5 protein-coding genes and 1 riboswitch are annotated in these 3,123 nt (G+C 62.0%); of the genes, 4 read left to right on the top strand and 1 reads right to left on the bottom strand.

Annotation, left to right across the window (positions count from 1 at the left end; translation table 11 throughout):
• Positions 1-136: riboswitch (cobalamin riboswitch) on the top strand. This riboswitch is flagged as partial in the annotation.
• 95 nt (positions 137-231) lie between these two features.
• From HX823_RS31230 to cobM, 4 genes are all read left to right on the top strand, one after another.
• Positions 232-420 (top strand): CbtB-domain containing protein, encoded by a 189-nt coding sequence (locus HX823_RS31230; RefSeq protein WP_012723860.1) that lies wholly within the window; start codon positions 232-234, stop codon positions 418-420.
• Between the two features lie 11 nt (positions 421-431).
• Positions 432-1,136, top strand: a complete 705-nt coding sequence (locus HX823_RS31225; protein ID WP_038851263.1) for a CbtA family protein — start codon at positions 432-434, stop codon at positions 1,134-1,136.
• Positions 1,133-1,525, top strand: a complete 393-nt coding sequence (locus tag HX823_RS31220) for a cobalamin biosynthesis protein (RefSeq protein WP_177078486.1) — start codon at positions 1,133-1,135, stop codon at positions 1,523-1,525. The genes HX823_RS31225 and HX823_RS31220 overlap by 4 nt, the downstream gene beginning before the upstream one ends.
• 69 nt (positions 1,526-1,594) lie before the next feature.
• Positions 1,595-2,341 carry a precorrin-4 C(11)-methyltransferase gene (cobM, locus tag HX823_RS31215; RefSeq protein WP_177078484.1) on the top strand — a complete coding sequence of 249 codons (747 nt, stop codon included), beginning with the start codon at positions 1,595-1,597 and terminating at the stop codon, positions 2,339-2,341.
• A gap of 63 nt (positions 2,342-2,404) precedes the next feature.
• Here cobM and nfuA read toward each other — a convergent pair whose 3' ends face one another.
• Positions 2,405-2,989 (bottom strand): Fe-S biogenesis protein NfuA, encoded by a 585-nt coding sequence (gene nfuA / locus HX823_RS31210; protein WP_003190728.1) that lies wholly within the window; start codon positions 2,987-2,989, stop codon positions 2,405-2,407.
• Positions 2,990-3,123 lie beyond the last annotated feature (134 nt).

The following is a 3,123-nucleotide window of genomic DNA, read 5'->3' as shown; positions in this document are numbered from 1 at the left end:
CCAGTCCGGTGCTGCCCCCGCAACGGTAAGCGAGCGAAGTGTCAGATCCACTGTGCCTACGGCATGGGAAGGCGATGCTTAATCGGCGCAATGCCCCTCGCAAGCCCGGAGACCGGCCCGAAAAAATCAGATAACAAACCCGCGGTGGGCGGGCGCTGTTCAAACCCTGCGTGCCCGGCTCGCGGGGTTTTCATGCGCTCGTTTCACCCTGACACCTGAAAGGGACGCGCCATGTCGATCATCAGCAGCACCTCGCACTCCGCCAGCAGCACCTCGACCCTGAGCCAACGCCTGACCGCCGCCATCGGCGCGTCGATCCTCGGCGCGTGCCTGGTGTATTTCGCCGGTTTCTCGCACATCGAGGCCGTGCACAACGCGGCCCACGATACCCGCCACAGCGCCGCGTTCCCGTGCCACTGAGACCTGCCGACATGATCAAGCGTATCGCGCAAACCGCAGGTTTCACCGGCTTGCTGGCCGCCCTGCTGCTGACCCTGCTGCAAAGCTTCTGGGTAGCCCCGCTGATTCTGCAGGCGGAAACCTTCGAAAAAGCCCCGGCCGCCACCGAAATGGCCCACGAACACGCCGAAGGCGCAGCCGCCCACACCCACGACGCCGAAGCCTGGGAGCCGGAAGACGGCTGGCAGCGCGTGCTGTCCACCACGGGCGGCAACCTGGTGGTCGCGGTCGGTTTTGCGCTGATGCTGGCCGGTCTCTACACGCTGCGTGCGCCAACCCGCACCGCCCAAGGCTTGCTGTGGGGCTTGGCCGGCTACGCAACCTTCGTGCTGGCACCGACGCTGGGCCTGCCGCCTGAGCTGCCGGGCACCGCCGCCGCCGACCTGGCGCTGCGCCAGACCTGGTGGATCGGCACTGCGGCGTCTACTGCTGCCGGCATCGCTTTGATCGTGTTTGGTCGCAACTGGCTGCTGAAAGTGCTGGGCGTGGCGATCCTGGCGGTACCGCATGTGATCGGCGCGCCGCAACCGGAAGTGCATTCGATGCTCGCTCCAGAAGCCCTGGAAGCGCAGTTCAAGATTGCTTCGCAGTTGACCAACGTCGCCTTCTGGCTGGCCTTGGGCCTGATCAGCGCGTGGCTGTTCCGCCGCAACCGTGACGACCAATACTCGGCATGACTTTGGTGGTTGGCCTGGGTTGCCAGCGGGGTTGTGATCTTCACACCTTGTTGGCGTTGTTCGATTCTGCCCTCGCCGAGGGCGGTATCGAGCGCCAGCGCATTACCGCGCTGGCCAGTCTCGATCGCAAACAGAATGAACCCGGATTGCAGGCGCTGGCGCAGAAGCTGAACCTGCCGCTGCAGTTTTTCAGCGCTGAACAACTGGCGGAGTTTGAACACCGCCTGAGCCACAAATCCGACATCGCCTTTGCCCATACCGGCTGTTACGGCATAGCCGAAAGCGCCGCATTGGCCCTCGCTGAACAGCTCGCCGGCAGCCCTGCCCGCCTGTTGGTCACTCGCCAAAAAAGCACCCAGGCCACCTTTGCATTGGCGTGCGCCGGCTAAAATCCCGATAATTGCCGACCTCGATCATGAGCAACATTCATGCTCGCCCGTTTTTCAACAGGAATTACCATGACCGTCTACTTCATCGGCGCAGGCCCCGGCGACCCGGAATTGATCACCGTCAAAGGCCAACGGCTGATCCGCAGCTGCCCGGTGATCATCTATGCAGGCTCATTGGTGCCGGCGGCGGTATTGGAAGGCCACTCGGCGCAAACGGTGGTCAACAGTGCCGAATTGCACCTGGAACAGATCATCGATCTGATCAAGACGGCCCACGCGAAGGGCCAGGATGTGGCGCGCGTCCATTCTGGGGATCCGAGCCTGTATGGCGCCATTGGCGAACAGATCCGCCACTTGCGGGAGCTGGGCATTCCCTTCCAGATCATTCCCGGCGTCACCGCCGTGGCTGCCTGCGCCGCCTTGCTGGAAACCGAGCTGACCCTACCGGACATTGCCCAGAGCGTGATCCTGACCCGCTATGCCGACAAGACCCGCATACCCGCCGGCGAGGATTTCGACAGCCTGGCCCGGCATGGCACCACCATGGCGATTCACCTGGGGGTCAATCACTTGGAGAAGATTGTCGCTGAACTGCTGCCGCATTACGGCGCGGACTGCCCGATTGCCGTGGTGCACCGGGCGACCTGGCCGGATCAGGATTGGGCGGTGGGCACCTTGAGTGATATTGCCGAGAAGGTGTCGGCCAAGGGCTTTCGGCGCACGGCACTGATTGTAGTGGGCCGGGTGTTGGCGAGTGACAGTTTCAGTGAGTCGTCGCTGTACCGCGCAGGCCATGCCCATCTGTACCGCCCCTGAATCAGGGCATAAAAAAACGGCGCTCACGGGGCGCCGTTTTTTTGTTCGCAGCGAACACCTTACTCAGTAGTAGGCGTTTTCTTTCTGCGTGTGGTCGGTCACGTCACGCACGCCCTTGAGCTCTGGAATGCGCTCCAGCAAGGTGCGCTCAATGCCTTCGCGCAGGGTCACGTCCGCTTGGCCGCAGCCTTGGCAGCCGCCGCCGAACTTCAATACCGCAATGCCGTCATCAACCACGTCGATCAGGCTGACCTGTCCGCCGTGGCTGGCCAGCCCTGGGTTGATTTCGGTCTGCAGGTAGTAGTTGATGCGCTCGTTCACCGGGCTGTCGGCGTTGACATTCGGCACCTTGGCGTTGGGTGCCTTGATGGTCAACTGGCCGCCCATACGGTCGGTGGCGTAGTCGACCACGGCGTCGTCGAGGAAGGCTTCGCTGAAGGCATCGATGTAGGCAGTGAAGCTTTTCAGCCCCAGGGCGGTGTCTTCAGGCTTCTCTTCCCCAGGCTTGCAGTAGGCAATGCAAGTCTCGGCGTATTGGGTGCCGGGCTGGGTGATAAAGACGCGAATGCCGATACCTGGGGTGTTCTGCTTGGACAGCAGGTCAGCCAGGTAATCGTGGGCGGCGTCGGTAATGGTTATGGCAGTCATGGAAACTCCTCACAGGCTTGCCGGCAGTTTACGCCAAAATATTACGCAGGTACAAAGTCCTAGTGTTTTTGTCGGGATAGGTTTGTTTGGGGGGGGCTGGGCATATCCGTTATTTGGGTAACGGCTACTTATGG

Source organism: Pseudomonas sp. P7759, from assembly GCF_013386445.1.
GTDB lineage: Bacteria > Pseudomonadota > Gammaproteobacteria > Pseudomonadales > Pseudomonadaceae > Aquipseudomonas > Aquipseudomonas azotoformans_A.
The sequence above is the reverse complement of the archived record's forward strand: the minus strand, read 5'-3'. Positions and strand labels throughout refer to the sequence as shown.